Genomic DNA, 4,731 nt, shown 5'->3' with positions numbered 1-4,731 from the left:
AGCCTCAGTGTACGGTGCGGACCTCACCGAGAGGGTGAAACGAAACTGTGCGCGGTACCGTCCTCGCTGCCCGTTGTTGCTCGTGTCCCCGGCCTCAGTCCTGGTGCCCCGCGCGCGCCAGGCGCTTGGCCCGCACGGAGCCGAGCAGCCAGTCGGCGCTCAGGCACCCCAGCGCCACCCACACGACGCCCATCGCGATCCAGCGGAACGTGGGCACGGTCTCGTGGAAGATGAACACGGCGACGAGCAGCTGCAGGGTGGGCCCCAGGTACTGCAGGAAGCCCATCGTCCCCAGGGTCAGGCCCCTCGCCGCCGAGGCGAACATGATGAGGGGGATCATCGTCAACGCGCCCGCGCCCACCAGGAGCGCCAGGTGAATCACCCAGGACACCCCGGAGCCGTCGGATGAGGCGATCGTGTGGAACGACGTCGAGGATGTCGCAGCCAGATACGCGTAGTAGCCGAGTAGGACGGGCGAGACCGCGGCCGTCTCGATCGCCATGCCCGCGAGTGGGTCGACGCGCGCGGCCACGTCCTTCTTGACGAGGGAATACAGGCCGAACGTCAATGCGAGCGTGAGTGAGACGATGGGGACTGAACGCTGGCCGATCACGAGGATGACGACTGCGACGACGCCGAGGGCCAGGGCCACTTTCTGGATCGGGGTGACGCGCTCGCGCAGCACGATGAGGCCCAGCGCGATCGTCACGAGGGGGTTGATAAAGTAGCCGACCGCCGCGTCGGTTGTGTGGCCGGCGAGGACCGCGTACACGTACACCGACCAGTTGACGACGACGAGCGCGCCCGCGACCGCGAGGCGCCACAGGGCTCCCCGGTCGGCGATCAGCGCGCGGATCTTCCCCAGCGAACCCGTCAGGGCGAGCGCAACGAGGCAGAAGAACAGGCCCCACACCGCGCGGTGGACGATCACCTCGACGGCGCCGGCGGGGGAGAGCAGCGAGAAGTACAGGGGGAAGAATCCCCAGATCACGTAGCAGGAAACGCCGAGGGCGAGTGCGCGTGGTTCGTTCTTCTGGGTGCTCATGCACCCAGTGTATGAACATCGTGTGGGCAGACGCCGCCGCGGGAACGGCTGTGATCACCTGGCGAGAAAGCGTGAGGGGCGGCGGCGTCCCCCGAAATCAGGGTGGTCTCGTCGATGCCGAGGACCACGCCGAGGGCCTCCAGGTAGCGTTCCTGCTGGCTTTCCTCGCCCGCCCGGCGCGCCATGACGGTCGGGTTGTGGATGAGGCGCGCGGCCAGGTGGCGCAATGCTCGGGCGGCGTCGTCGGTCGAGAGGGGAGCCTCTCCGAGGCGATCGATCTCCTCCTCAACGATGCGGAAAACGCGTGAACGCAGGTGTCGCACGACCGGGTCCATGGATCGGGCGCCGAGGCCGCGCTCGAAGGAGGAGACCTCCTCGTCGATGATGGCGCGGGCGCGCGTCAACGCGTCAGCATCGGCGGCGGGGACCGACGCCTGGATGGTCGGCAGGTCGATGAGCGTGACGTTCGGGAGTGAGGCGACAGAGCTTTCGGTGTCGCGCATGAGGGCGAGGTCCAGGACCACGGTTGGCCCGGCCTGGGCGGCCATGTCGCGCGTCAGGACGGGGCTTCCCAGCCCTCGGCATGTCACCACGAGGTCGGCGCGCTCCAGAGCAGAGGGCAGGTCTGCGGCATCAACCCAGCCGATGCCTCGCCCTTCTGCGAATTCGCGTGCGCGCCCAGACGTCGAGTAGACGGACACGTCCGATGCGCCGAGCGCGTGCAGGGCGCTGACGGTCGCGCCCGCGTAGGCGCCCGTGCCGACGATGAGCACGCGCGTGTCCACCCACGGTCCCAGGTGAGCCGCAGCCATGTCGAGGCCGACGGCGACGACGGATCGTCCAGCCCCGGCCAGTCCGGTCTCGGTTGCGACGCGGCGGGAGGTCGCCGAGGCCCGTTCGGCGGCGCGCCCCAGGTCGCAGCTGAGGGTCCCGTCCTCCCAGGCCGTGCGCGCGGCGCGTCGCATCTGCCCCGCGATTTCGCGCTCGCCAATGACCATGGACTCCAGTCCCGCCGCAGTCGAAAACAGATCGACGAGGCCGTCGCGACCCCACAGGTGCCGCAGGTTCACGTCCTCGCGCGGTGCGTGCGAGGCCTGGGCGAGCTCGCGCTCGACCGCGTCCTTGAGCGCGTGGGGGTCGGCCGAGGCCGGGGCGTCGACGTAGATGGTGACGCGATTGCAGGTGCGCAGGACCATGACTCCGCGCGCGTTCGGCAGCGAGCGCGTGAGGGTAGGACCCAGATCGTCCGCGCTGGAGAGCCGGGCGATGTCATCGAGGGGGGTGTAGCGGTGGTCCGCGGAGAGCACATGAATAGTCACAACGCGTCCATTTAAGGGCACGCGGGTAGAGCGAGCAGAGCAGCGAAGCTATTTATGTTGGTGACGCCGTGTCATTTTGGAATGTCGGTGAAATAAATGGCTCTCTCCCGCGGATAAATGGATATAAAGGCACGCAAAATCAAGCTTTTGCGGCGTGTGAGAAATTGTCTTGAACTAAACTGGAAAACGACGGAAATGCGCGAATTAACGCATGAAAACATCATTAAATTAAGGGAGACACATGACGACGCCCCCGCTGATTGCCGCCCTGACCGGGCAACGCGGGCCCATCCCCGTGTGGTTCATGCGTCAGGCCGGACGCTCCCTGCCTGAGTACCGCGAGCTGCGCGCCGACGTCGGCCTGCCCATGCTCGAGGCCTGCCTGCGCCCCGACGTGGCCGCCGAGGCAACGGTGCAGCCCGTGCGGCGCCACGGCGTGGATGCGGGCATCTTCTTTTCGGACATCATGGTCCCCCTGCGCCTGGCCGGGGTGGGTGTCGAGATTGAGTCGGGCGTCGGCCCCGTCCTCGATCATCCCTATCGCACGCGCGAGAGTATCGACGAGCTCCTGAGTCATCGGTATGGGGAGGGGTCGTGGACCGATTCCACCGGGCGTACGCGCGACTGTGCCGAGGGAGCCCAGTCCGTGCGCGACGGCGTCGCAACGGCGGTGCGCGAGCTGGGCTCCACGCCGCTCATTGGATTCGGCGGCGCCCCCTTCACCCTGGCCGCGTACATGGTCGAGGGGCGTCCCTCGCGCGATCACATGGCTGCGCGCTCGCTCGCGGCGTCGGACCCGGGCGCGTGGGATGCTCTCATGACCTGGTGTGCGCGCGTGAGCGCCGACTTCATCACCGCTCAGATCGAGGCCGGGGCGAGCGCCGCGCAGCTCTTCGACTCGTGGGTGGGGTCTCTCTCGCCTCGTACCTATAGGGAATCCGTCGCGCCGTATTCGCGCTTGGTTGCGCAGCGCGTCGCCGGCGTCGTCAGTCCGGTGACCGGTGAGTGCGCTCCGCTCATCCACTTCGGGACGGGCAGCGCGCCGATCCTGTCCGATATGGCCGAGGTCGGTGCCGACTGCGTGGGCGTGGACTGGAAGACGGACCTGTCGTGGGCCATCGCGCAGGTGCCCGGGAAGGCCGTGCAGGGGAATTTGGACCCCGCACTACTTCAGGCCCCGTGGCACGTTATCGAACAGGTTGTTCGAGATATTCTCGACGCTGGGCGCTCCGCCCCAGGCCACGTCTTCAACCTTGGGCACGGCGTGCCACCCACGACCAACCCGGACGTGCTGACGCGCATCGTGGAGCTGGTGCACGAGCTGGGTGACGAACGATGAACCCCCTGGAGGCCATCCCCACCCACCCCGGCGCGGTCGTCGTCGGCGGAGGTATCGCTGGCCTCGTGAGCGCGTGGGAACTGGCCCGCGCGGGCGTGCGTCCCCTCCTGATTGAGGCGCGCGGCTACCTGGGCGGCCTCATCGCCCGCGGCACGGTCGGCGGGGCGAGCGTGGACCTGGGCGCGGAGACATACGTCGTGCGAGGCACCGACACCTCGTCGATCGTGGAGGCCCTGGGGCTGACCTCGGTCGAGCCCGCCGGATCGGGCGCCCGCCTCTACGCACCCTCCCTGCGCGGGGGCTGGGAGCTGCGCCCCTTCCTGCGCGACTCGTTCCTGGGAATCCCGGCTCACCCGGACGCGCCCGACTGCGCTCACGTACTCGGCGAGGCCGGGGTGCGCCGCGCCCTCGAGGATCGCTCGATGGGCGGCGGCGTCGGTATGGACGAGGCCGGGGAGACTCTGGCCGGTTTCGTGACCGCGCGCATGGGGGAGGCCGTGCTGGAGCGCTCGGTGCGGCCGATCATCGCGGGCATCTACACTGCCGACCCTTCCATGCTGGCGACCGACACGGTTGCCCCCGGCCTGCGTGCTGAGACTGCCCGTCACGGATCCCTGTCTGCTGCGGTCGCGGCGCGCCTGGCCGCCGCCGGATCACGCCGCATCCCCGAAGCCTGCGTTGAGGGCGGCATGTTCGTCCTCGTCGACGCGCTGCGAACCGCCATAGAAGAGGCCGGGGGGACAGTCCTGACCCGCACGGGCGCGTTCTCACTGAGGCGCGCGGCCACGGGATGGACCCTCGAGTGCGGGCCGACCAAGCCCGGGCCCACCCCCGGAGCCGAACCCGTGCCGAGCGGACCGGGCGTGAGCGTCACGACGGAGCGCCTCGTCCTCGCCTGCAGCGCCAGCGCCGCCCTGCGCCTGTTGACGCAGGCGCGCATCCCCGGCCTCGTGCCCGATGTGAGCGTTCCTGAGGGCGCGCCCATCGCGCGCCTCACCCTGGCCGTCCACGCCCCCGAGCTGGACGAC

The 4,731-nt window shown here is 69.1% G+C and carries 4 protein-coding genes; 2 read left to right on the top strand and 2 right to left on the bottom strand.

Annotation, left to right across the window (positions count from 1 at the left end; genetic code table 11):
• Positions 1-94 precede the first annotated feature (94 nt).
• Both rarD and HMPREF1137_RS03235 read right to left on the bottom strand, forming a co-directional pair.
• Positions 95-1,045, bottom strand: coding sequence for an EamA family transporter RarD (rarD, locus tag HMPREF1137_RS03240; protein WP_007588875.1), 951 nt, complete (start codon positions 1,043-1,045; stop codon positions 95-97).
• Entirely contained in the window at positions 1,042-2,364 is a 1,323-nt protein-coding gene (locus tag HMPREF1137_RS03235; protein WP_007588873.1) for a glutamyl-tRNA reductase, read from the bottom strand. Before HMPREF1137_RS03235 ends, rarD begins: the two co-directional genes overlap by 4 nt.
• A gap of 241 nt (positions 2,365-2,605) precedes the next feature.
• Between HMPREF1137_RS03235 and hemE the strand changes: the two genes are divergently transcribed.
• Entirely contained in the window at positions 2,606-3,703 is a 1,098-nt protein-coding gene (hemE, locus tag HMPREF1137_RS03230) for a uroporphyrinogen decarboxylase (RefSeq protein WP_007588871.1), read from the top strand.
• Positions 3,700-4,731: protoporphyrinogen/coproporphyrinogen oxidase (locus HMPREF1137_RS03225; protein WP_007588872.1), on the top strand; the 1,032-nt coding region annotated here is incomplete at its 3' end. The genes hemE and HMPREF1137_RS03225, both read left to right, overlap by 4 nt.

Origin of the sequence: Actinomyces sp. ICM39 (genome assembly GCF_000282935.1) — a bacterium.
In the GTDB taxonomy this organism is placed as follows: Bacteria; Actinomycetota; Actinomycetes; order Actinomycetales; family Actinomycetaceae; genus Pauljensenia; species Pauljensenia odontolytica_B.
Note: the sequence above shows the minus strand (reverse complement) of the source record. Positions and strands in the feature narration are given on the sequence as shown.

Excerpts from the sequence above, each read along its gene's own strand:
- hemE (WP_007588871.1), top strand. The coding sequence starts at position 2,606 with ATGACGACGCCCCCGCTGATTGCCGCCCTGACCGGGCAACGCGGGCCC.
- rarD (WP_007588875.1), bottom strand. The coding sequence starts at position 1,045 with ATGAGCACCCAGAAGAACGAACCACGCGCACTCGCCCTCGGCGTTTCC.